Below are 20,457 nucleotides of genomic sequence, written 5' to 3'. Positions count from 1 at the left end.
CGCGGAGCGGTCGGGGCTACGGGAGTGGGGGGTACGAAGTACCCCCCACCTGTGAGGGCGGGCGGGTGGGGCGAAGGTGCAGGCCCGGCGCGCAGCGCCGGGGCTACCGGAGTGTGGGGTACGGAGTACCCCACACCGGGAGGGCGGGCGGGTGGGGCTAGGACAGGTACGCCCGCACCTCGGCTGCGGCTTCGTCCCCGTACGCCTTCGTGAACCGATCCATGAAGTGCCCGCGCCGCAACTGGTACTCCTGCGTACCCAGCGTCTCGATCACCAGCGTCGCCAGCATGCACCCCACCTGCGCCGCCCGCTCGTGGCCGACGCCCCACGACAGACCGGACAGGAAGCCCGCGCGGAACGCGTCGCCGACGCCCGTGGGGTCGACCTTCGCCTCCTCCTCCGCGCAGCCGACCTCGATCGGGTCCTCGCCGACCCGCTCGATGCGCACGCCGCGCGAGCCGAGGGTGGTGACCCGGTAGTCGACCTTCCCCAGGATCTCCGCGTCGCTCCAGCCGGTCTTGGACTCGATGAGCCCCTTCTCGTACTCGTTGGAGAAGAGGTACTTCGCGCCCTCCAGCAACGTACGGATGTCGTCGCCGGACATCCGCGCGATCTGCTGCGAGAAGTCCGCCGCGAACGGGATCCCGCGCGTCTTGCACTCCTCGGTGTGCCGGAGCATCGCCTCGGGGTCGTCGGCGCCGATCAGGACGAGGTCGAGGCCGCCCACGCGCTCGGCCACCGACTGGAGCTCGATCTGGCGGGCCTCGCTCATCGCGCCCGTGTAGAAGGAGCCGATCTGGTTGTGGTCGGAGTCGGTGGTGCACACGAAACGGGCGGTGTGCAGCACCTCGGAGATGCGGACCGAGTTCGTGTCCACCCCGTGCCGGTCCAGCCAGGCCCGGTACTCGTCGAAGTCGGAGCCGGCGGCCCCGACGAGGATCGGCCGGGTGCCGAGCTGGCCCATTCCGAAGCAGATGTTCGCGCCGACACCGCCCCGGCGCACGTCGAGGTTGTCGACGAGGAAGGAGAGGGAGACCGTGTGCAGCTGATCGGCGACCAGTTGGTCGGCGAATCGGCCGGGGAAGGTCATGAGGTGGTCGGTGGCGATGGAGCCGGTGACTGCGATACGCACGGCTAGGACACTCCTGCGTGGAGGACTGTTGACAGTTAACGCTACCGGGTCGCAGCGGCTCCCCTGAAGGGCGGAAACTACCCAATAGTAGGCCTTTTTTCGCATGGTTCCTGATGCGTACGGTGCGGAATATGGAAACCATGGAGCAGACCGGGAACGTCATGGCGTCCGAACCGGGCCTCGCGCGGCTGCGCGGCGACTGCGCGCGGATGGCACCCCACTGGGTGGTGCCGGTGGAGCCGGGGCCGGCGCCCGTCCCACCGTCCCGCATCCACGGGGTGTCCGTGCCGCCCGACTCGGTCCGGCTGATCGCCACCATGTCCGAGTACGGCGACTGAGCCGGAGCAGAGCGGACCGGGCGCGGCCACCGCGGCGACCGCGGCGACCGGCCCGAGCGACGGGGCAGCGCGCGGAGGGAACCGCGCGCTCCCCCGCTCCGTCCAAGGCGTGTCCCCCGTAAAGGGGATGCGGGATACGACTGGACAGGAGCGATGCGGTGAGCAGCGAGCACACGCAGGAAGAGTCGCCACAGCGGCGGACGCGACGATCCCCGTTCGTCCTCGCCTCGGTCGCGGCCGCGGTGCTGGTCGCGGGCGGCGGCGGGGCGTACTGGGCATCCACCGCCTCGGGCGGCTCGGCCTCCGTCGACGGGAAGGCCGGGGCGGGCGGGAACCCCACTCCGCCGCCGCTCGGCCTGGACAGCGGCAGGGAGGGCATCGCCCCCGGCGAACCGGACCCGAACGGCGTGGTCTACCGCGCCGAGGGGAAGCTCCCCGACGGCCCGGCGAAGGCGGCGGTGTACCGCCCGGGCGGCACGGTCGGCGAGGCCGAGGTGGCGAAGCTGGCGAAGGCCCTGGGGATCGACGGTCCCCCGCGCCTGGAAGGGGAGCTCTGGAAGGCCGGGATCACCAAGGACGGCGGCGGTCCGGTGTTGACGGTCAATCAGAAGGCGCCGGGCGGCTGGACGTTCGCCCGGTACGGCACGGGCGGTACGGACAACTGCCCCAAGGGCAGCAAGTGCCCCATGCACACCACCGGAACGGACACCTCCACGAGCCCGGCCCAGGGCATCGCGCCCGGCGAGCACGACCCGACGGGAGGCGGCGGCTCCCCGGTGAGCGAGCAGGCCGCGAAGGCGGCGGCCGCCCCGGTGCTCAAGGCGCTGGGCCAGGACGACGCCAAGCTGAACGCGTCCCAGCTGATGGGCGCGGTCCGGGTGGTCAACGCGGACCCCGTGATCGGCGGTCTGCCCACCTACGGCTGGACGACCGGCATCCGGGTCGGCCCCGACGGCCAGGTGGTCGGCGGCAGCGGCCAGTTGAAGGCGCCGGAGAAGGGCGACACGTACCCCGTGCTGAGCGCCGAGGAGACGCTGAAGCAGCTGAACGGATCGGGCGGCGGGCGCCCGGCGAGCAAGGACTGCACGGGTCCGGTGCCGCTGGAGGACCAGCCGCAGGGCGAGCCCACCAAGGGCGCGCTGCCGAGCGACCCGCAGCGCAAGCTGCCCAGTGACCCGCAGGGCAACATCCAGCACCAGCCCTGCAAGCAGGGCACGCCCTCGACGGTGACCGTGGACAAGGCGGTGTTCGGGCTCTCCGCGCAGTACGTGGACGGGCGGCAGGCGCTCGTACCGTCGTGGCTGTTCGAGGTGAAGCCGACCGGTGCCACGCAGCCGGTCACCGTCACCGCCCCGGCGCTGGCCCCGCAGTACCTGGCGAAGCCGCCCGCGTCGCCGGCCGGGCCCGGCACCGCTCTCCCGGCGCCGTCCGGCTCGTCGCCGACCGGCCACCAGGCCCTGGTCTCGTACGCGATCGGCCAGGACGGCCGGACGTTGACCGTGACCTTCTGGGGCGGGGTCTGCGACACCTACGCGGCGACGGCCGACGAGAGCGGCACGGAGGTGCGGGTCTCGGTGGGCGTCGCGCACCACGACCCCAAGAAGATCTGCACCATGATCGCCAAGAAGGCGACGGTGCCGGTGGCACTGCACCAGACGCTGGGTGAGCGTCTGGTGGTGGACGTGGGCACCGGGCAGGAGCTGCCGAAGAGCTGAGCCGGTGGACACGCGAGGAGGGCGGGCACCTTGTGGGGTGCCCGCCCTCCTCGTACGTACGACGTGTTTCAGTGGCGCTTGACCGGCTTAGCTGAAGGAGTCGCCGCAGGCGCAGGAGCCCGTCGCGTTCGGGTTGTCGATCGTGAAGCCCTGCTTCTCGATGGTGTCCACGAAGTCGATGGAGGCGCCGCCCAGGTACGGGGCGCTCATGCGGTCGGTGACGACCTTCACGCCGCCGAAGTCCTTCACGACGTCGCCGTCGAGCGAGCGCTCGTCGAAGAAGAGCTGGTAGCGCAGGCCGGAGCAGCCGCCGGGCTGGACGGCGACGCGCAGCGCCAGGTCCTCCCGGCCTTCCTGGTCAAGGAGGGCCTTGACCTTGGCCGCGGCGGCGTCGGACAGGAGGATGCCGTCGCTCACAGTGGTGGTCTCGTCCGATACGGACATCTGCTTCTCTCCCGGGTTGTACGGAGACTGCTTGCCGACGGTGGAAACCGGCGGGGTCCCGGATTCATTCCGGGCCGTGCGTCTGCCTTGGCCGTGCTTTGGCTCACCTTCATGCTCGCACACCCCGGCGCGGGCCGGAAAAGACCTGTGGACAACGGTGGGCGAGAGGGCGAAGCGGCCGGAAAGGGGATGTGTCACATCGACGCTATGGCCATCGTCAAACTGACGTGAAGCAGTTATGATAGATAGCGTCATTTAGACGAAAACTCGTCTGCAGAAGAGAAAGGGTGCGTGACGTGACCACCGCCCAGCCCCTGGATGTCCAGCCGACTCCGCTCGCCCTGCTGCTGCTCGGCCGCGAGGCCGACCCGAAGAGCGAGCGCGGCGTGGAGTGCCCCGGCGACCTGCCGTCCCCGTCCGACCCGGACCTGGTGGCGCGGGCCCGCGCGGCCAAGGAGAAGCTCGGGGACAAGGTCTTCGTGCTCGGCCACCACTACCAGCGCGACGAGGTCATCCAGTTCGCCGACGTCACCGGTGACTCCTTCAAGCTGGCCCGGGACGCGGCCGCCAAGCCGGAGGCGGAGTACATCGTCTTCTGCGGTGTGCACTTCATGGCCGAGTCCGCGGACATCCTGACCTCGGACGACCAGAAGGTCGTGCTCCCCGACCTCGCCGCCGGCTGCTCGATGGCCGACATGGCCACGGCCGAGCAGGTCGCCGAGTGCTGGGACGTGCTGACCGAGGCGGGGGTCGCCGAGCAGGTCGTGCCCGTCTCGTACATGAACTCCTCCGCCGACATCAAGGCCTTCACGGGCAAGCACGGCGGCACGATCTGCACCTCGTCCAACGCCAAGAAGGCGCTGGAGTGGGCGTTCGAGCAGGGCGAGAAGGTGCTCTTCCTGCCGGACCAGCACCTGGGCCGCAACACCGCCGTCCGCGACATGGGGATGTCGCTGGAGGACTGCGTGCTCTACAACCCGCACAAGCCGAACGGCGGCCTGACCGCCGAGGAGCTGCGCGACGCCAAGATGATCCTGTGGCGGGGCCACTGCTCGGTGCACGGCCGGTTCTCGCTGGACTCGGTCAACGACGTACGGGAGCGGATCCCGGGCGTGAACGTGCTGGTGCACCCCGAGTGCAAGCACGAGGTCGTGGCCGCGGCGGACTACGTGGGCTCGACGGAGTACATCATCAAGGCCCTCGAGGCGGCCCCGCGCGGGTCGAAGTGGGCGATCGGCACGGAGCTGAACCTGGTCCGGCGGCTGGCGAATCGATTCGCCGCGGAGGACAAGGAGATCGTCTTCCTCGACAAGACGGTCTGCTTCTGCTCGACGATGAACCGGATCGATCTGCCGCACCTGGTGTGGACCCTTGAGTCCCTCGCGGACGGGAAGCTGATCAATCAGATCCAGGTGGACGCGGAGACGGAGAGCTTCGCGAAGCTGGCGCTGGAGCGGATGCTGGCGCTTCCGTAGCCGGTCGCCCACCCGCCCGCCCTTTCGGACGGGGGTACTTCGTACCCCCGTCTCCCGGGGGCCCGGGGCTCCGCCCCGACCCCTCGGGGCTCCGCCCCGGACCCCGGAGCGGGGCTACGCCCCTGCACCCCCTTTGCGTCTGCGGGCCGGTGGGGGCTGGTCGCGCAGTTCCCCGCGCCCCTAAACCCGCTTTCGACTGCGGACCGTGGCCGGTTGCTCGCGCAGTTCCCCGCGCCCCTAGAAATGCCGCTCCGCGGCAATCCCCTGGGCGGCCCGAAGGGGCGCATCTAAGGGGCGCGGTGAACTGCGCGACCAGTTGGGGACGGTCCGCAGACGAAAAACGATGCGCGGGAGCGCGCTTCAGGGGCGCGGGGAACTGCGCGAGCAACCCAGCACGGTCCGCAGACGAAAAGGGGCTCGGGGGCGGAGCCCCGGCTATTCCACTCTCGGGCGTACCAGGCCCGACTCGTACGCGATCACGACCAGCTGTGCTCGGTCCCGCGCGCCCAGTTTCGCCATGGCCCGGTTGACGTGCGTCTTGACCGTGAGCGGGCTGACCACCAGGCGTTCGGCGATCTCGTCGTTGGAGAGGCCGCCCGCGACCTGGACGAGGACTTCGCGTTCGCGGCCGGTGAGCGCGGCCAGGCGCTCGGCGTGGGCGCCGGGCGGCTCGCCGGAGCCGTCCCAACTGCCGCCCTGGGCGAGGAAGCTGGCGATGAGCCCCTTGGTCGCGGCGGGCGAGAGCAGCGCGTCACCGGCCGCCGCGATCCGGATCGCGTTCAGGAGCTCGTCCGGCTCCGCGCCCTTGCCGAGGAAGCCGGACGCGCCCGCCCGCAGGGACTGCACCACGTACTCGTCGACCTCGAAGGTCGTGAGCATCACGACGTGGACATCGGCGAGATCCGGATCCGCGGTGATCATGCGGGTCGCGGCGAGCCCGTCCGTACCGGGCATCCGGATGTCCATCAGGACGACGTCGGCCCGGGTCGCCCGGGCCACGGCGACCGCCTCGGCCCCGTCGGAGGCCTCGCCCACCACGTGCATGCCCGGCTCGGAGTCGACGAGGACGCGGAACGCCGAGCGCAGCAGCGCCTGGTCGTCCGCGAGTACCACCCTGATCGTCATGCGCAGCCTTCCCCCGGTCCCTCGGCCGCCCGGACGGCCGCCGCGTCGCGGGTCAGCGCCGTACGGGCCGTGTCGGCCGTCTTGACCGGCAGTATCGCCTGCACCCGGAAGCCGCCGCCGTAGCGGGGTCCCGCCGTGCAGGTGCCGCCGAGCGCGCTGACGCGCTCGCGCATCCCGAGCAGCCCGTGGCCCCCGCCACCGCCCCCGGCGGCGCCGTCGCCGTTCCCGGTGCCGTTGTCGAGGACCGTGACCTCCGTGTTCGGTCCCACCCGCACCACGCTGACCTCGGCCTTCGCGTCCGGACCCGCGTGTTTGCGTACGTTGGTGAGCGCCTCCTGGATCACCCGGTACGCGGCGAGGTCCACGGCCGCCGGGAGCCCGGCGCGGACGGCCGGGTCTAGGGGGGCGAGCTCCACCGGCAGCCCGGCGCGGCGGAAACCGGCCAGCAGATCGTCCAGAAGCGCGAGGCCCGGGGCCGGTTCGGTGGGGGCCTCCGGGTCGCCGGACTGGCGCAGCAGGCCGACGGTGGCCCGGAGTTCGTTGAGCGCCGAGCGGCTGGCCTCCCGTACGTGCGCGAGGGCCTCCTTGGCCTGGTCGGGGCGCTTGTCCATGACGTGCGCGGCGACCCCGGCCTGGACGTTGACCAGCGCGATGTGGTGGGCGACGACGTCGTGCAGATCGCGGGCGATGCGCAGGCGCTCCTCGGCGACCCGGCGGCGGGCCTCCTCCTCGCGGGTGCGCTCGGCCCGCTCGGCGCGCTCGCGGATGGACTCGACGATGGCCCGGCGGCTGCGGACGGCGTCACCGGCGGTCGCGGCGAGGCCGGTCCAGGCGAGCACGGCGACGTTCTCCTGCGCGTACCAGGGCGCGTCCCCGAAGCACATCGCGGTCGCGGTGAGGACGCCCATGGTGGTGATGCCGACGCGGTAGGTGGTGGCGCGGTCGGTGTGCGCGGCGACCGTGTACAGCGCGACGACCGGGGCGATCGCGATCGGGGCGGGCGAGTTCCCCGCGAGCAGGTCGGCGACGGTGACCCCGCCGGTCAGACCGAGGACCGCGAGGGGGTTGCGGCGGCGCAGCGCCAGCGAGACGGCGCCGAGCACGGCGAGGACGAGCGCGGTCACGCTGGGCGTCCTGGTCCCGAACACCGGGCCGTTGGAGCCGTGCGGGTCGGCGAACGAGCCGACGACCATGCAGACGAGGACGACCCCGGCGAGGGCGGCGTCCCCGGCGAGGGGGTGGGCGCGGAGCCATCCGTGGATGCGGGCGAACGTCACGCCTCCTTACGGTACGGGTAGCGCTCCGCTGGGGGGTGCGGTGATTCGACTGCGGGCCGTCTGTGGCTGGTGGCGCAGTTCCCCGCGCCCCTTGGGCGCGGTGGCTCAGCCCGGGATCAGCCCGTCGTCGTTGAGCATCTGCCTGACCTCGTCCAGGGACGCGTCAGGGCCGGGCAGGATGAGCTCGGAGGGCTCCAGGGCGTCGTCCGGAAGGGGCTCGCCCAGACTGCGGACCGCGTCAAGCAGCGCCCCCAGCGTGCGGCGGAAGCCCTCCTCGTCGCCCGCCTCCATCTCGGCCAGCAGCTCGTCGTCCAGCTTGTTGAGCTCGGTGAAGTGGCTGTCCGCCAGCTTCACCTGGCCCTCCCCCATGATCCGTACGATCATGGCGACTCCTCCTTGGCCCTACTGCTTGTCGAAGCGGGGGGTCTGCTGCTGCGGACGGTCCTGCGGGCCGGCGGTGCCGCCCTCGATGGCCTGCTGCCCCGACGTACCGCCGGTGAGCTCGGCCTTCATCCGCTGCAGTTCCAGCTCTACATCCGTACCACCGGAGATGCGGTCGAGCTCGGCCTGGAGGTCGTCCTTCTGGAGGCCCGACTGGTCGTCGAGGGCCCCGGAGGCGAGCAGCTCGTCGATCGCGCCGGCCCGCGCCTGGAGCTGCGCGGTCTTGTCCTCGGCCCGCTGGATGGCCATGCCGACGTCGCTCATCTCCTCGGAGATGCCCGAGAAGGACTCGGCGATCCGGGTCTGCGCCTGGGCCGCCGTGTAGGTCGCCTTGATCGTCTCCTTCTTGGTGCGGAAGGCGTCGACCTTGGCCTGGAGCCGCTGGGCCGCGAGAGTGAGCTTCTCCTCCTCGCCCTGCAGGGTCTGGTGCTGCGTCTCCAGGTCGGTGACCTGCTGCTGGAGGGAGGCGCGGCGGGTCAGCGCCTCGCGCGCCAGGTCCTCGCGGCCCAGCGCCAGCGCCTTGCGGCCCTGGTCCTCCAGCTTGGTGGACTGGCTCTGGAGCTGGTTCAGCTGCAGTTCGAGCCGCTTGCGCGAGGTCGCCACGTCGGCGACTCCGCGGCGCACCTTCTGGAGCAGCTCAAGCTGCTTCTGGTACGAGTAATCGAGGGTCTCGCGCGGGTCCTCGGCCCGGTCAAGGGCCTTGTTCGCCTTCGCGCGGAAGATCATCCCCATACGCTTCATGACACCGCTCATGGGCTTCGCGCGCCCCCTTCTGACGGACTCCAGCTCCAGCTGCTGCAACAGAACCCACAGTACGGGCCCTGCATCCATTACCGCACTGTTCGGGCGCGGATGCGGTCATCCGCAAGGACGACTGCGTCCCCGCCCGCTCCGGCGCAAGGAGTAGGTGACGCTCAGGGACCGCGCCCTTACTTCCCGCGAACGCGCCCGTCCACACCCCTGGGGACGCAAGGCGTTGCGGGATCGTTCCCCACCGGCCTGTGGTCCCTGCCCGCGACCCCGTACCCTTGGGCTTTGTGTTCCGTAGCCGTTCCAAGGAAGAGAAGGCCCCGGCCACCGACAAGGTGACGGCTGACCTCTCCAAGCAGCCCCGCGACCCCGAGGCCCCCAAGGGCAGGCCCACGCCCAAGCGCAGTGAGGCCCAGACCCAGCGCCGTCGGGCGTCGACCGTGCCGAGCGACCGCAAGGAGGCCGCCAAGCGTCAGCGCGAGGTCCGCCGGATCGAGCTGGCCAAGCAGCGCGAGGCGCTCGCCAACGGCGACCAGCGCTATCTGCCGGCCCGCGACAAGGGTCCCGTGCGCAAGTTCGTGCGTGACTACGTCGACTCCCGGTTCTGCATCGCCGAGTTCTTCCTGCCGCTCGCCGTGATCATCCTGGTCCTCTCGATGGTCCGGATCGGCAGCCTGCAGAACATCGCGCTGCTGCTGTGGCTCGCCGTGATCGTGCTGATCGTGGTCGACTCCATCGGTCTGGCGTTCCGTCTCAAGAGGCAGCTCAAGGAGCGCTTCGCGGACGAGCCCACCAAGGGCGCGGTGGCGTACGGCCTGATGCGTACGCTCCAGATGCGCCGACTGCGTCTGCCGAAGCCGGCCGTCAAGCGCGGGGAACGACCCTGAGCACGGACGTCGCCGCCTTCAGCGGCGCCTCCGGCAACTGGCTGAAGGGTCTGGGCGGGCTGCGCAACACCGTGCGCCAGGAGCTCGTGGCCCGTCAGCTCGACGAGCAGATAGCCGCCCGCTTCCCGGTCGGCCAGCGCCTGCGCGTCCTCGACGTCGGTACGGGCCAGGGCACCCAGGCCCTGCGCCTGGCCCGGGCCGGGCACACGGTGACCGGCCTGGAGTCCGACCCCGAGATGCTGCGGGTGGCGCGCGAGGCGCTGTCCACCGAGCCGGAGGGCATCCGCGAGCGGGTCCGCCTGATCGAGGGCGACGGCAACGAGACCGGAGTGCACTTCCTGCCCGGCTCCTTCGACGTGGTGCTCTGCCACGGCGTGCTGATGTACGTCCAGGAGCCGGACGCGATGCTGGCGGGGCTGGCGCGGATGCTGGCCCCTGGGGGCCTGCTCTCGCTGCTCGTGCGGAACGCTGACGCGCTGGCGATGCGGCCGGGGCTTGCGGGCGATTGGGCGGGGGCACTGTCCTCGTTCGACACGGACGCGTACACGAACCGGCTCGGGCTGTCCGTTCGGGCCGATCGGCTCGACACGTTGACGCGGACGCTGGATGGCATCGCGGCGCCGTTGCACGCCTGGTACGGCGTGCGGGTCTTCACTGACAACGTGCCCAATGATGTGCAGTTGCCTGCGGCCGATGAGCTGGATCGGTTGCTGGCGGCTGAGGACAAGGCGGGGCGTGCCGACCCGTATCGGCGGGTTGCTGCTCTGCTTCATCTGTGTGGGGTGCGCGGGTAGTTCGGGTGAGTGCGGGCCGTATATGGCTGGTCGCGCCCACGCGGCGGAGCCGCAAGTGTCACAGCCCCGCGCCCCTTAAGGGGCGCCCCACAGACTCAGGTCAGCCCGCTCCTTTCGCGTCCTTCCTGTGTGACCTCTGACGACGCTCGTTCCAAAATGCCCGCCCGGGAGACCTGGCGGGCCCTCTACCGGCACTTTCGGCCGCATCGCGGCACCGTCGCCCTCGGGGCGCTGCTGACGCTGGCCGGGGCGGCCACCGGGCTCGCTCAGCCGTTGGCCGCCAAGGCCCTGGTGGACCGGCTCGGCGGGGACGAGCCGATCGCGGGCGTGCTCGTCCTGCTCACCGCGCTCGTGGTGGTGGGCACGGTGGTCGAGTCGTTCGGGGCGTACGTCCTGGAGCGCACCGCCGAGTCCGTGGTCCTCTCCGCCCGGCGCACCCTCATCGGCCGGTTGCTGCGGCTGCGGCTGCCCGAGGTCGAGCGGCTGCCGCCGGGCGACCTGATGTCCCGGGTGACCTCCGACACCACCCTGCTGCGGGCGGTCACCACCCAGTCCGTGGTCTCGGCCGCCACCGGCGGACTCACCTTCCTGGCGACGATCGCGATGATGGCGTACATGGACGCCGTGCTGCTCGGCGTCACGCTCGGCGTGATCGTCCTGATCGGCTCCGCGGTGGCGATGGTGATGCCGCAGATCTCCCGGGCAACCGCGCGGGCGCAGGAGTCGGTGGCCGAGATATCCACCGTCCTGGAGCGGGCGTTCGGCGCCTTCCGCACGGTCAAGGCCTCCGGCGCCGAGGAGCGCGAGACGGCCGTGGTGGACGCGGCGGCCGAGGAGGCCTGGCGGCACGGGGTGCGGTCGGCCAAGTGGCAGTCGGTGGCCGGGACTTCGGTCGGCCTCGCCGTGCAGGTGTCGTTCCTGGCGGTGCTCGGCATCGGGGGCGCGCGGGTCGCCTCGGGCGCGATCTCCGTCTCGACGCTCGTGGCGTTCCTGCTGTTCCTGTTCTATCTGATCGACCCGGTCTCCAAGCTGGTGCAGGCGGCCACGCAGTACCAGGTGGGCTCGGCCGCGATCGCCCGGATCGAGGAGGCCGAGCGGCTGGAGACCGAGGAGCCGGGGGTCGCCGCCGCGCCCGCGCCGCACACCGGGCCCGCCTCGGTGGTGTTCGACGAGGTGACCTTCCGCTACCGCGACGACCTGCCGTACGTCCACCACGGGGTCTCCTTCGAGGTGCCCGGCGCCGGGATGACCGCCTTCGTGGGGCCCTCGGGGGCGGGCAAGACGACCGTCTTCGGCTTGGTCGAGCGCTTCTACGAGGCGACCGGCGGGCGGATCCTCATCGACGGCCGGGACGTGCGCGACTGGCCGCTGGCCGAGCTGCGCGCCACCATCGGCTACGTCGAGCAGGACTCCCCCGTGCTGGCCGGGACCGTCCGCGAGAACCTGGTCTTCGGCGCCCCGGACGCCACGGACGCGGAGATCGCCGACGTCCTCGTACGGGCGAAGCTGGACGCGCTGGTGGAGCGGCTGCCGGACGGTCTGGACACCGTGGTGGGGCACCGGGGTTCGAAGCTGTCGGGCGGCGAGCGGCAGCGCGTGGCGATCGCGCGGGCGCTGCTGCGCAGGCCCCGGCTGCTGCTCCTGGACGAGGCGACCTCGCAGCTGGACGCGGTCAACGAGCTGGCGCTGCGGGACGTGGTGGCCGAGGCCGCCCGGGAGACGACGGTCCTGGTGGTCGCGCACCGGCTGTCGACGGTGACGCTGGCGGACCGGATCGTGGTCATGGAGGCGGGGAAGGTACGGGCGGTGGGCACCCACGCCGAGCTGGTGGCCGGGGATCCGCTGTACGGGGAGCTGGCGGCGACGCAGTTCCTGGCGACGGCGTGATCCGGCCGCGCCACGGGCGGGCAACCCCTGCGACCTGATCGGACCGTCGTGGGAGGCCGTGCGCCGGGGCCGGGGCAATACTGCGGAACATGGATGGATCCGTGACCCGCGGCCGGGTTCGCCGGCTGCTGCTCCCCGTGTCGGCGGCCTTCGCCGCGGCCGCCGTGCTGGCCGGCTGCTCCGGCTCCGGCGCGGCGCACTCCTCCCCGGCGCAGGCCAACGCGGCAGCGCCGAAGCAGGCCGAGGCGCCCCGCAGGGCGGACGGCAACGGCCTCCAGGCCGACTACGAGCGGGTGATCAAGGACGTACTGCCGTCGGTCGTCCAGATCGACGCGGCCAACAGCCTGGGCTCCGGGATCGTCTACGACGCCCAGGGCCACATCGTCACCAACGCCCATGTGGTGGGGAGCGAGAACACCTTCAAGGTGTCCACCGCGACCGGCGGCGGCGCGATCGTCGCCAAGCTGGTCGCGGCCTACCCCGAGCAGGACCTCGCGGTGATCAAGCTGGACTCGGTGCCGAACGGGCTCAAGCCCGCCAAGTTCGGCGACTCCTCGAAGGTCGCGATGGGCCAGATCGTGCTGGCCATGGGCTCGCCGCTGGGCCTGTCCAGCAGCGTCACCCAGGGCATCGTCTCGGCGACCGGCCGGACGGTGACCGAGAGCAGCGCGGGCGGCGGCACCGGCGCCACCATCGGCAACATGGTGCAGACGTCGGCGGCGATCAACCCGGGCAACAGCGGCGGCGCGCTGGTCAACCTGGACAGCGAGATCATCGGCATCCCGACGCTGGCGGCGACCGACCCGGACATGGGCGGCAGCGCGGCCCCGGGCATCGGCTTCGCCATCCCGGTCTCGATGGTGAAGACGGTCGCTGACCAGATCGTCAAAAGCGGCAAGGTCACCGACTCGGGCCGGGCGGCCCTGGGCGTGACCGGGCGTACCGTCGTCGACTCCAACTACCAGCCCGCGGGCGTCGCCATCGTCGAGGTGAAGCGGGGCGGGGCGGCCGACAAGGCCGGGCTGAGGGCCGGGGACGTCCTGACCCGGCTCGGGGACACCGACATCGTCACGATCACCTCGCTGTCGGAGGCGCTGGCCGCCGACAAGCCCGGCCAGACCGTCCAGGTGACCTATACGCGCGGCGGCTCGGCGAAGACCGCCCAGGTCACCCTCGGCGAGATCTGAGCGCACCCGCGCGGGGCGCGCACGGCGGCGCCCGCGGACCGAAGGGGTCCGCGGGCGCCGTCTCGTGCCACCGTGCGTCCGCGCGTCAGGACGCGTCGGCGTGCAGGCTCATCGGGCCGTAGATCTTCTTGCCGTCGTCGAAGAGGTGCACCTGGTCGGCCCCGCCTTCCAGCAGGTCCTTCCAGACCTCACCGATCCAGGACTCCGCGTCGCCCTGGGTCGTGAACTCCTCCGGCGCCACCGCCGGCTCGACCTCCGTCCCGTCGGACTTCTCGAATCGCCACGTCCACGCCATGTGCGCCTCCCGGGTCACGTTGCTGCCCGCAGCGTAGCCGGGCGCGCACCGCCCGCGGTGACGCGGGAGGATCGTCTTCGTGGAACTGACTCTCCTCGGCACCGGGGCCCCCGCCGGGCTGCCGCGCCCCGACTGCCCCTGCGCCGCGTGCGCCTCGGCCCGCGGCGACCAGGCGCGCGCCGCGACCGCCCTGCTCGTCGACGGCGCCCTGCTGCTCGATCTGACCCCCGGGGCGGCGCTGGCCGCCGCCCGGGCCGGGCACTCGCTCACGGGCGTGCGGCAGGTCCTGCTCACCCATCCGCACGACGGGCCCGCGGTGGAACTGCCGCCCGGGCTCCCGTCGGCCGGGCGGGTGCCGGACGGCCGGGTCCTGACGCTGATCAGCGGGCACCGGGTGCGGGCCGTGCCGATGGACGCGCCGGGCACGGGGTACGAGGTGACCTCGCCGGAGGGCGAGCGGCTGCTGTATCTGCCGCCCGGGGGCGCGCCGTCGGGGATGGCCGGGGCGTCGCACCCGTACGACATGGTGGTCTGCGACGTCCTGGGGCGGCCGGACGCGCTGGCGCGGCTGCGGGCGGCGGGCGCCGTGGGGCCCGCCACCGATGTGGTGGCCGCGCACATCGACCACGACGTGCCGCCGGGCCGGGAGCTGTCCAGGAGGCTGGCGGCGGCCGGGGCGCGGGCGGTGCCGGACGGGACGACGCTGATCGTCGGGGAGTACCACGCGGTGCCCGACCTGCCGCGCCGCACGCTGGTCCTCGGCGGGGCCCGCTCGGGCAAGTCGGTGGAGGCCGAGCGCCGCCTCGAGGCCTTCCCGGAGGTCGTGTACGTGGCGACGGGCGGCACCCGGGAGGGCGATCCGGAGTGGGCGGCGCGGGTCGGGCTGCACCGCGAGCGGCGGCCCGGCGCCTGGCGCACGGAGGAGACCTGCGACCTGGTGCCGCTGCTCGCCTCGCCCGGGCCCGCGCTGCTGGTGGACTGCCTGTCGCTGTGGCTGACCGACGCGATGGACCGGGCCGGGGCGTGGGAGGAGGAGAAGCTGCCGGACGCGGTGCGGGAGCGGGTGGCCAAGCTGGTCGCGGCGGTCCGGGCGACCGCCAGGACCGTGGTGTTCGTCAGCAACGAGGTGGGCTCCGGGGTGGTGCCCGCGACGCGCGCCGGACGGATGTTCCGGGACGAGCTCGGCAGGCTCAACACGGCGGTCGCGAACGAGTGCGAGCACGTGCTCCTGGTCGTCGCCGGGCAGGCGCTGGTGCTGCGCGGCTGAGCCGGGGGGCCGCAGGGCCTGATCTTGCCGCACCACCCGTGGGGCGGTCCCGCACTGCCGGTACTGTTCAGCGAATGAGCAGGCTGAATCTCGACGACTTCTCCGATCTGATCGAACGCCCCGACAGCGGTGTGCGGCGTGACGCCGAGGAACGCCGGGAGCGGCTGACCGTGCCGTCCGGCGCGCTCGGCCGGCTCGACGAGCTGGGCGAGTGGCTGTCCGCCGCGCAGGGCACGGTTCCGGTCAAACCCATCGAGCACCCGCGCGTGATCCTCTTCGCGGGCGACCACGGCGTCGCCGAGCTGGGCGTCTCGGCCCGCCCTGCGGGCTCCGCGCACACCCTGGTGCGGTCCGTCCTGGACGGCGAGGGTCCGGTCTCCGTACTGGCCCGGCGCCTGGGCGCCTCCGTGCGGATCGTCGACGCGGGGCTGGACTGCGACCCGGAGCTGCTGCCCGAGGACGTCGTACGGCACCGGGTGCGGCGCGGCAGCGGGCGGATCGACGTCGAGGACGCGCTGACCGTGGAGGAGGCCGAGGCGGCCGTACGCCTCGGGATGCGCATCGCCGACGAGGAGGCCGACTCCGGCACCGACCTGGTCGTCCTCGGCGACCTCAGCGTCGGCGGCACGACCGCCGCGGCCACCCTGATCGCGGCGCTGTGCGGCACCGACGCCTCCGTGGTCACGGGGCGTGGCGGGGCGACGATCGACGACCTTGCGTGGATGCGCAAGTGCGCGGCGATCCGGGACGCGCTGCGCCGGGCGCGGCCGGTTCTGGGCGACCAGCTGGAGCTGCTGGCGGCCGTCGGCGGTGCCGACCTTGCCGCGACCACCGGTTTTCTGCTTCAGTGCGCGGTGCGCCGAATGCCGGTCATCCTCGACGGGGTGGTCTCCTCGGCCTGCGCGCTCGTTGCCCAGCGGGCCGCCTTCCGGGCTCCGGACTGGTGGCTGGCCGGTCAGCTGAGCGGTGAACCGGCCCAGTCCAAGGCACTGGACCGGATGGCACTCAACCCTCTGCTCGATCACGGCGTCACTGTCGGTGAAGGAACCGGGGCCCTGCTCGCGCTCCCCCTCGTGCAGGCCGCCGCCGCCTTGGCCGCGGAGCTGCCCGAGCGCGCGGAGACCGAGGGGGATCGCGCCGAAGACTGATTCGCGGCGCGGCCGGGGCATCGCCCCGGCCGCGGCCGTGATCGGCCATGAGGCGCGATGTCCATGCCCCATATGATCGCGTTTCATGGGAGAAGTCCGCTTGACCACCGAAGGATTGAACCGGAGCACCGTCCGGTCGCGACGCAGTTCGGCATTCGCCGTCTGGTACCTGCGCGCCGTGACGTTCATCAACTTCCTGAGCGCCGTGTGGGTTTCGCTGGGCCAGGACCTTCGGCGTCACAACACGGACGACTATTTCACGCCGTACCTGCTGGACGCGGGATTCGCCTCGGGCGTGGTGACGCTGTTCCTCGCGGTCACCATGCGCCGCCGCAAGCGCGCCGCCTGGATCCTCAACCTGGTGCTCGGCGGGCTCGTCCTGCTGCTGTTCGCGTTCGTCATGGTCTTCCCGGAGCTGCGCCAGCACGCGCAGAACTGGGTGTCGCTGGTCCTGACCGCGGCCTTCGTGCTCGCGCTGCTGCTCGGCCGGCGTGAGTTCTACGCCAAGGGCGACCGCTCCAACCCCCGCCTCGCGGCCGTCGTCGCGGGCGTCGGGCTGCTGGTCACCTCGCTGCTGGCGACGCTCCTGGTCACCGTGACCAACACGTACGAGGGCAGCCAGCACTCCACGTTCCTGGGCCGCTGGCGGTACGGCGTGATGCGGCTCGTCTCGCTGGTGCCGGACGACCACGACATCACCGGGATCGACACCCCGGGCTGGGTCGACGTCACCATCAACGTCCTGTCCACGCTGCTGCTCATCGCCGTGATCTACGCGGCCTTCCGCAACCGCAAGGCCGTCGACCCGATCACCGTCGAGGACGAGGAGAAGCTGCGCGCGCTCCTCGACAAGCAGGGCGAGCGCGACTCGCTCGGCTACTTCGCGCTGCGCCGCGAGAAGAGCGTCATCTGGTCCCCCACCGGCAAGGCCGCCGTGGCCTACCGGGTGGTGGGCGGTGTCTCGCTGGCCTCCGGCGACCCGATCGGCGACCCCGAGGCGTGGCCCGGCGCGATCGAGCCGTGGCTGGCCGAGGCGCGCGAGCACGGCTGGACCCCGGCGGTGATGGGCGCGAGCGAAGAGGCGGGCACCATCTACGCCCGGCACGGCCTGGACGCGCTGGAACTCGGCGACGAGGCGCTGGTGGAGACCGCCGACTTCACCCTGGACGGCCGCGCCATGCGGACCGTGCGCCAGGCGTACAACCGGGTGAAGCGTGCCGGGTACGAGGTGAGGATCCGCCGTCACGCGGACATCCCTGCCGATGAGATGAGTGAACTGCTGCGCAAGGCCGACGACTGGCGCGACGGCGCCACCGAGCGCGGTTTCTCCATGGCCCTGGGCCGTCTGGGTGACCCGGCGGACGGCCAGTGCGTGATGCTGGAGTGCACCGACGGCAACGGCGACCTGCGGGCCGTCCTGAGCTTCGTGCCGTGGGGCCCCAACGGGCTCTCCCTCGATCTGATGCGCCGCGACCGGGAGTCCGAGAACGGCCTGATGGAGTTCATGGTCATCGAGCTCCTGCAGCGTGCCAAGGAGATCCAGATCACCCAGGTCTCGCTGAACTTCGCGATGTTCCGCTCCGTCTTCGAACGCGGCTCGAAGCTCGGTGCGGGACCCGTGCTGAGGCTGTGGCGCTCGCTGCTCAGCTTCTTCTCCCGCTGGTGGCAGATCGAGTCGCTGTACCGCGCCAACGCCAAGTACCGCCCGATCTGGGAGCCCCGCTTCATGCTCTTCGAGAAGTCCGCCGACCTGCCGCGCATCGGCATCGCCGCCGCGCGCGCGGAAGGCTTCCTGGAGGCTCCCGGGCTGCCCAAGTGGCTGCACCGCAAGCACCTGGAGTCCCAGAGGTGAGGATCCCCCGCTCCCCGATCGGCAACGGACCAGTACGTCGGTTCGTCCGGCGGGAGTGGGGTCCGCTCTACCTGGCCGTCCGCTACGCGCTCACCACCCAGCGCTGGCGGGCGGTCCCCATGACCCTCGGCGCGGTCGCGCTGACATCGTTGTTCCAGATCGTCCAGAACCAGCCGTGGGGCTTCCGGCCGGTCCAGGTGATCGGCTCGGTCAAGGCCGAGGACGCGCTGTGGATCTCTCTCCTGCGCACCCCGCTCTCCCTCTTCGTCCCGGCCCTGGACCTGCCGGTCTGGGGCGCGCTCGCCCAGCTCCTGCTGGTCTTCGGGATCGCGGAGATCTGCATCGGCCGCCGTCACACCCTGCTCATCGCGTACGCGGCGACGCTCGCCGGGACGATGTACGCGCGCGTGGGCATCGCGCTCGGCCCCGACAGCTTCCTGGGGCTGCCCGCCTCGGACGCCAAGATGGTCGACACCGGCCCCTCGGCCGCGGTGGTGGGGCTCGCGGTGTACGTGTGCTGGCGCTACCGGGCGTACTGGACGGCCGGGGTGGTGGCCGCCTCGATGGTCGGCGAGGTGGCACTCAAGGACAACCTCGCGGGCAAGGAGCACATCGCGGCGATCGTCGCGGTGGGCGTGCTGTGCTGGATCACCACGGTGCGCCAGAAGCGCCGCCGCGACCGCGCGGCTCAGGGGCGGCGCACCGGCAGCCTGTCCGGGGCGCCGCCGATAAAGTCCTGAACCCGGCGCCGCAGCCGCGTCCAGCGCCGGTCGTGCCGGTAGACCCGCATCGCCGAGCGAGCCCGGGCCCTGGGCCGCTTGCGGTAGAAGCGGCGGGCCCACGGCGAGCCGGGCCGGGCGAGGCGGATGGCGCCGATCAGCGCCACGAACGGGATCAGCGTGCCCATGATGGCGAGCCGGAACTTGCCCTTGAAGAGCGCGACCAGCACGAAGCAGAAGTTGATCCAGAGGGTGAGGATGAACGACGCCCGGTCGTGCTGCTCCTGCGGGGTCATGTCGTTGACGCCGAGCGGCGAGAACCCGCCGAGGGTGAGCAGCACCAGGGCGGCGGTCAGCACCACCACCTCGACGCTCTTGCGGCCCTGCTCGGTCCAGTAGACGTCGTCCAGGTGCAGGATCAGCGCGAACTCGTCCAGGACCAGGCCCGCGCCGACCCCGAAGACCACCGCGAAGACACAGGCGCCGATTCCGTGCCGCCCGCTGCCGACCGCCCCGAACCCGCCCACCACGGTGAGGATCACCCCGGGCACCACGTGGTGGATGTGCATCCCGCCGGGCTTGATGTTGCGGAAGGGGCCGCGCCCGGCCCGGATGAGCCGGGTGATCGTACGGGTCACGAGGAAGGTCAGCACGAACGACGCCAGGGCGAGCAGCATCGGAAGCTTGCCCGGCTCGACGAAGTTCCGGTTGAACCAGCTCATCCCCATCGGCCCTGAATCGGAGGAGTGCACGCAATACGCGCAATTTACCCCGGTGGGGCCGGGAGTGACGCGCGGGATACCCTGCGGCCGATGAATCCCATGGACGGCATACGGTTCGCCTTCGGCACGCTCACGGCGCTTCCGGTACGGGTCACCCGCTGGGACCGCGAGGCGGCCCGCTCCGGGATGCTCTGGGCGCCCCTGGCGGGCCTGGCGCTTGGCCTCTGCGCGGCGGCCGTGGGAGGTCTCTTCGTCTTCCTCGACTCGGGCCCGCTGCTCGCCGCGGTCGCCACGGCCGCGGTGCCGGCGGCGCTGACCCGGGGGCTGCATCTGGACGGCCTGGCGGACGTGGCGGACGGACTCGGCAGCGCGAAGCCCGCGGAGGACGCGCTGCGGATCATGAAGCAGTCGGACATCGGGCCGTTCGGCGTCCTCACCCTGGTCTTCGTCCTCCTGGGCCAGGTGACCGTACTCGCCGAGCTGTACGCGCAGAGCTGGGCGCGGGGTGCGGTGGCGATGGCGGTGGCGTCCGTGACGGCCCGCCTGGCCCTCACCCTGTCCTGCCGCCCCGGCGTCCCTCCGGCCCGGCCGGACGGCCTGGGGGCGGCGGTGGCGGGCGCGGTGCCCTTGCGGGCGGCGGTGGGGGTGGCGGTGCTGGTCGTGGCGGGGGCGGCGCTGGGCCCCGGCTCGGCCCTCCACCACGCGCTGGCGGTCGCGGGAGGCCTGGCGGCGTCCCAGCTGCTCCTGGCCCACTGCGTGCGGCGGTTCGGCGGGGTGACGGGGGATGTGTTCGGCGCGGTTGCCGAGACGGCGACGACGGCTGCGCTGATCGTGTCGGTGCTGGGAGCGGTCTAGTTCGTTCGTCTGCGGGTCATCTGTGGCTGGTCGCGCAGTTCCCCGCGCCCCTTAGGCAGTAGGCCGCAGCCGGAGAACCCAGCTCAGCCACAGGCTTTTAGGGGCGCGGGGAACTGCGCGCTCAGCCCGCCACCGGTCCGCAGACGA

The 20,457-nt window shown here is 72.1% G+C and carries 20 protein-coding genes; 12 read left to right on the top strand and 8 right to left on the bottom strand.

Annotation, left to right across the window (positions count from 1 at the left end):
• Positions 1 to 157 precede the first annotated feature (157 nt).
• Positions 158 to 1,132, bottom strand: coding sequence for a carbohydrate kinase family protein (locus IE252_RS08575; RefSeq protein WP_190088709.1), 975 nt, complete (start codon positions 1,130 to 1,132; stop codon positions 158 to 160).
• Positions 1,133 to 1,272: 140 nt separating this feature from the next.
• On the opposite strand from IE252_RS08575, the gene IE252_RS08570 reads away from it, so the two are divergent.
• Complete coding sequence (locus tag IE252_RS08570) at positions 1,273 to 1,470, top strand: hypothetical protein (RefSeq protein ID WP_190088982.1); 198 nt, start codon at positions 1,273 to 1,275, stop codon at positions 1,468 to 1,470.
• A gap of 158 nt (positions 1,471 to 1,628) precedes the next feature.
• A complete protein-coding gene (locus IE252_RS08565; protein WP_190088708.1) occupies positions 1,629 to 3,185 on the top strand; it encodes a hypothetical protein in 1,557 nt (518 codons plus the stop codon).
• An 87-nt stretch (positions 3,186 to 3,272) separates the two neighbouring features.
• On the opposite strand, the gene IE252_RS08560 is transcribed toward IE252_RS08565, so the two are convergent.
• A complete protein-coding gene (locus IE252_RS08560) occupies positions 3,273 to 3,629 on the bottom strand; it encodes an iron-sulfur cluster assembly accessory protein (protein ID WP_101387995.1) in 357 nt (118 codons plus the stop codon).
• A 287-nt stretch (positions 3,630 to 3,916) separates the two neighbouring features.
• On the opposite strand from IE252_RS08560, the gene nadA reads away from it, so the two are divergent.
• A complete protein-coding gene (nadA, locus tag IE252_RS08555) occupies positions 3,917 to 5,104 on the top strand; it encodes a quinolinate synthase NadA (RefSeq protein WP_190088707.1) in 1,188 nt (395 codons plus the stop codon).
• A gap of 435 nt (positions 5,105 to 5,539) precedes the next feature.
• Here nadA and IE252_RS08550 read toward each other — a convergent pair whose 3' ends face one another.
• The 4 genes from IE252_RS08550 to IE252_RS08535 all read right to left on the bottom strand — a co-directional run bounded on the left by IE252_RS08550 (position 5,540) and on the right by IE252_RS08535 (position 8,778).
• Complete coding sequence (locus IE252_RS08550) at positions 5,540 to 6,229, bottom strand: response regulator (protein WP_190088706.1); 690 nt, start codon at positions 6,227 to 6,229, stop codon at positions 5,540 to 5,542.
• Positions 6,226 to 7,506 (bottom strand): sensor histidine kinase, encoded by a 1,281-nt coding sequence (locus IE252_RS08545; RefSeq protein WP_229848119.1) that lies wholly within the window; start codon positions 7,504 to 7,506, stop codon positions 6,226 to 6,228. Before IE252_RS08545 ends, IE252_RS08550 begins: the two co-directional genes overlap by 4 nt.
• Positions 7,507 to 7,611: 105 nt before the next feature.
• Positions 7,612 to 7,890 carry a PspA-associated protein PspAA gene (gene pspAA / locus IE252_RS08540; protein ID WP_190088705.1) on the bottom strand — a complete coding sequence of 93 codons (279 nt, stop codon included), beginning with the start codon at positions 7,888 to 7,890 and terminating at the stop codon, positions 7,612 to 7,614.
• Between the two features lie 18 nt (positions 7,891 to 7,908).
• Positions 7,909 to 8,778, bottom strand: coding sequence for a PspA/IM30 family protein (locus IE252_RS08535; RefSeq protein WP_101388000.1), 870 nt, complete (start codon positions 8,776 to 8,778; stop codon positions 7,909 to 7,911).
• 206 nt (positions 8,779 to 8,984) lie between these two features.
• On the opposite strand from IE252_RS08535, the gene IE252_RS08530 reads away from it, so the two are divergent.
• The 4 genes from IE252_RS08530 (at position 8,985) to IE252_RS08515 (ending at position 13,452) form a co-directional block, all read left to right on the top strand.
• Positions 8,985 to 9,584: a DUF3043 domain-containing protein gene (locus IE252_RS08530; protein WP_190088704.1), complete on the top strand. Its 600-nt coding sequence runs from the start codon at positions 8,985 to 8,987 to the stop codon at positions 9,582 to 9,584.
• Between the two features lie 86 nt (positions 9,585 to 9,670).
• A complete protein-coding gene (locus tag IE252_RS08525) occupies positions 9,671 to 10,378 on the top strand; it encodes a class I SAM-dependent methyltransferase (RefSeq protein WP_190088703.1) in 708 nt (235 codons plus the stop codon).
• 156 nt (positions 10,379 to 10,534) lie between these two features.
• A complete protein-coding gene (locus tag IE252_RS08520) occupies positions 10,535 to 12,265 on the top strand; it encodes an ABC transporter ATP-binding protein (protein WP_190088702.1) in 1,731 nt (576 codons plus the stop codon).
• Between the two features lie 89 nt (positions 12,266 to 12,354).
• Complete coding sequence (locus IE252_RS08515; protein WP_190088701.1) at positions 12,355 to 13,452, top strand: S1C family serine protease; 1,098 nt, start codon at positions 12,355 to 12,357, stop codon at positions 13,450 to 13,452.
• 85 nt (positions 13,453 to 13,537) lie between these two features.
• Here IE252_RS08515 and IE252_RS08510 read toward each other — a convergent pair whose 3' ends face one another.
• On the bottom strand, positions 13,538 to 13,747 hold the full coding sequence (locus IE252_RS08510) for a hypothetical protein (RefSeq protein WP_101388004.1): 210 nt from the start codon (positions 13,745 to 13,747) through the stop codon (positions 13,538 to 13,540).
• Between the two features lie 79 nt (positions 13,748 to 13,826).
• On the opposite strand from IE252_RS08510, the gene IE252_RS08505 reads away from it, so the two are divergent.
• The 4 genes from IE252_RS08505 (at position 13,827) to IE252_RS08490 (ending at position 18,754) form a co-directional block, all read left to right on the top strand.
• Positions 13,827 to 15,014 (top strand): bifunctional adenosylcobinamide kinase/adenosylcobinamide-phosphate guanylyltransferase, encoded by a 1,188-nt coding sequence (locus IE252_RS08505; RefSeq protein WP_190088700.1) that lies wholly within the window; start codon positions 13,827 to 13,829, stop codon positions 15,012 to 15,014.
• Between the two features lie 74 nt (positions 15,015 to 15,088).
• On the top strand, positions 15,089 to 16,162 hold the full coding sequence (gene cobT / locus IE252_RS08500; RefSeq protein WP_190088699.1) for a nicotinate-nucleotide--dimethylbenzimidazole phosphoribosyltransferase: 1,074 nt from the start codon (positions 15,089 to 15,091) through the stop codon (positions 16,160 to 16,162).
• Positions 16,163 to 16,247: 85 nt separating this feature from the next.
• Entirely contained in the window at positions 16,248 to 18,014 is a 1,767-nt protein-coding gene (locus IE252_RS08495) for a phosphatidylglycerol lysyltransferase domain-containing protein (protein WP_190088698.1), read from the top strand.
• Entirely contained in the window at positions 18,011 to 18,754 is a 744-nt protein-coding gene (locus IE252_RS08490) for a hypothetical protein (protein ID WP_229848117.1), read from the top strand. The genes IE252_RS08495 and IE252_RS08490 overlap by 4 nt, the downstream gene beginning before the upstream one ends.
• Here IE252_RS08490 and IE252_RS08485 read toward each other — a convergent pair.
• Positions 18,703 to 19,455 carry a hypothetical protein gene (locus tag IE252_RS08485; protein WP_373298526.1) on the bottom strand — a complete coding sequence of 251 codons (753 nt, stop codon included), beginning with the start codon at positions 19,453 to 19,455 and terminating at the stop codon, positions 18,703 to 18,705. The genes IE252_RS08490 and IE252_RS08485 overlap by 52 nt on opposite strands.
• Before the next feature lie 90 nt (positions 19,456 to 19,545).
• Here IE252_RS08485 and cobS point away from each other — a divergent pair, with 90 nt between their 5' ends.
• The gene (gene cobS / locus IE252_RS08480; protein WP_190088696.1) at positions 19,546 to 20,310 is read left to right on the top strand and encodes an adenosylcobinamide-GDP ribazoletransferase; all 765 of its coding nucleotides are present in this window, start codon (positions 19,546 to 19,548) and stop codon (positions 20,308 to 20,310) included.
• Positions 20,311 to 20,457: the final 147 nt, after the last annotated feature.

Origin of the sequence: Streptomyces melanogenes, assembly GCF_014649795.1 — a bacterium.
GTDB classification, from domain to species: Bacteria; Actinomycetota; Actinomycetes; order Streptomycetales; family Streptomycetaceae; genus Streptomyces; species Streptomyces noboritoensis.
The sequence above is the reverse complement of the archived record's forward strand: the minus strand, read 5'-3'. Positions and strand labels throughout refer to the sequence as shown.

Bases quoted from the DNA above. Each gene is read 5' to 3' on its own strand.
- IE252_RS08570 (WP_190088982.1), top strand. From the start codon at position 1,273: ATGGAGCAGACCGGGAACGTCATGGCGTCCGAACCGGGCCTCGCGCGG.
- IE252_RS08560 (WP_101387995.1), bottom strand. From the start codon at position 3,629: ATGTCCGTATCGGACGAGACCACCACTGTGAGCGACGGCATCCTCCTG.
- IE252_RS08550 (WP_190088706.1), bottom strand. From the start codon at position 6,229: ATGACGATCAGGGTGGTACTCGCGGACGACCAGGCGCTGCTGCGCTCG.
- pspAA (WP_190088705.1), bottom strand. From the start codon at position 7,890: ATGATCGTACGGATCATGGGGGAGGGCCAGGTGAAGCTGGCGGACAGC.
- IE252_RS08535 (WP_101388000.1), bottom strand. From the start codon at position 8,778: ATGGATGCAGGGCCCGTACTGTGGGTTCTGTTGCAGCAGCTGGAGCTG.
- IE252_RS08520 (WP_190088702.1), top strand. From the start codon at position 10,535: ATGCCCGCCCGGGAGACCTGGCGGGCCCTCTACCGGCACTTTCGGCCG.
- IE252_RS08515 (WP_190088701.1), top strand. From the start codon at position 12,355: ATGGATGGATCCGTGACCCGCGGCCGGGTTCGCCGGCTGCTGCTCCCC.
- IE252_RS08510 (WP_101388004.1), bottom strand. From the start codon at position 13,747: ATGGCGTGGACGTGGCGATTCGAGAAGTCCGACGGGACGGAGGTCGAG.
- cobT (WP_190088699.1), top strand. From the start codon at position 15,089: ATGAGCAGGCTGAATCTCGACGACTTCTCCGATCTGATCGAACGCCCC.
- IE252_RS08495 (WP_190088698.1), top strand. From the start codon at position 16,248: ATGGGAGAAGTCCGCTTGACCACCGAAGGATTGAACCGGAGCACCGTC.
- IE252_RS08485 (WP_373298526.1), bottom strand. From the start codon at position 19,455: ATGAGCTGGTTCAACCGGAACTTCGTCGAGCCGGGCAAGCTTCCGATG.
- cobS (WP_190088696.1), top strand. From the start codon at position 19,546: ATGAATCCCATGGACGGCATACGGTTCGCCTTCGGCACGCTCACGGCG.